Annotated in this window: 1 protein-coding gene; it reads right to left on the bottom strand. The window is 61.9% G+C overall.

Annotation, left to right across the window (positions count from 1 at the left end; all coding sequences use genetic code 11):
* Positions 1 to 1,760, bottom strand: a 1,760-nt coding sequence (gene tkt, locus KXR87_RS23480) for a transketolase (protein WP_437434578.1), incomplete at both ends; no start/stop codon positions are given.

Below are 1,760 nucleotides of genomic sequence, written 5' to 3'. Positions count from 1 at the left end.
GGCAGCACAGATTCACGGTAAGCTGCATCCTGCCTGTCGAACGCGTCGGTGGACGGCATGGACACCACGCGCGCCTTCACGCCTTCGGCAGTCAGTTTCTCCCATGCCGCAACCGCCAGCTCCACTTCAGAACCGGTGGCGATGAAGATAATCTCCGGCTGGCCGTTGCTGTCTTTCAGTACGTAACCACCGCGGGCGATATTCGCCAGTTGCTCTTCGGTACGCTCCTGCTGCGCCAGGTTCTGACGCGACAGAATCAGCGCGGTCGGGCCGTCCTGACGCTCCACGCCGTATTTCCACGCAACGGCAGATTCAACCTGGTCGCACGGACGCCAGGTGGACATGTTCGGGGTCACGCGCAGGGAAGCCACCTGCTCCACCGGCTGGTGCGTCGGACCGTCTTCGCCCAGACCGATGGAGTCGTGGGTGTAGACCATCACCTGGCGCTGCTTCATGAGGGCCGCCATACGCACCGCGTTACGCGCGTACTCGACGAACATCAGGAAGGTGGAGGTGTACGGCAGGAAGCCGCCGTGCAGGGCGATGCCGTTGGCAATCGCGGTCATGCCGAACTCGCGCACGCCGTAGTGGATGTAGTTACCCGCCGTGTCTTCGTTAATCGCTTTCGAGCCGGACCACAGGGTCAGGTTAGACGGCGCGAGGTCCGCAGAGCCGCCGAGGAACTCAGGCAACAGCGGACCAAAAGCTTCAATCGCATTCTGCGACGCCTTGCGGCTGGCGATTTTCGCCGGATTAGCCTGCAGTTTCGCGATGAACTCGCTGGCTTTCGCATCAAAGTCAGCCGGCATCTCGCCTTTCATACGGCGGGTGAATTCAGCGGCCTGCTCAGGGAAGGCTTTCGCGTACGCGGCGAACTTCCCGTTCCACGCGGACTCTTTCGCCTGACCGGCTTCTTTCGCATCCCACTGGGCATAAATTTCAGACGGGATGTCAAAGGCCGCGTGTTTCCAGCCCAGCTGCTCACGGGTCAGGGCGATTTCCGCGTCGCCCAGCGGCGCACCGTGGGAGTCGTGGGTGCCCTGTTTGTTCGGCGAGCCGAAACCAATGATGGTTCTGCACATCAGCAGGGACGGTTTGTCGGTGACGGCGCGCGCTTCTTCCACGGCGCGTTTAATGGCGTCAGCATCGTGGCCGTCCACGCCGCGCACCACGTGCCAGCCGTAGGCTTCGAAACGGGCAGCGGTGTCGTCGGTGAACCAGCCTTCAACGTGGCCGTCGATGGAGATGCCGTTGTCGTCATAGAACGCCACCAGTTTACCCAGTTTCAGGGTACCGGCCAGGGAGCACACTTCGTGAGAAATGCCTTCCATCATGCAGCCGTCGCCCATGAACGCGTAGGTGAAGTGGTCAACGATGTCGTGGCCCGGACGGTTGAACTGCGCCGCCAGAGTCTTCTCGGCAATCGCCATGCCCACGGCGTTGGCAATGCCCTGCCCCAGCGGACCGGTGGTGGTTTCCACACCGGCGGTGTAGCCCACTTCCGGGTGGCCCGGGGTTTTGGAATGCAGCTGGCGGAAGTTTTTCAGCTCGGATATCGGCAGGTCATAACCGGTGAGGTGCAGCAGGCTGTAAATCAGCATCGAGCCGTGGCCGTTGGAGAGCACAAAGCGGTCGCGGTCGGCCCAGGCCGGGTTGTTCGGGTTGTGGTTCAGGAAATCACGCCACAGGACTTCGGCAATGTCAGCCATACCCATCGGGGCTCCCGGATGACCGGATTTGGCTTTCTGTACCGCGTCCAT

Origin of the sequence: Yokenella regensburgei (assembly GCF_051486985.1) — a bacterium.
In the GTDB taxonomy this organism is placed as follows: Bacteria; Pseudomonadota; Gammaproteobacteria; order Enterobacterales; family Enterobacteriaceae; genus CBFFRJ01.
Note: the sequence above shows the minus strand (reverse complement) of the source record. Positions and strands in the feature narration are given on the sequence as shown.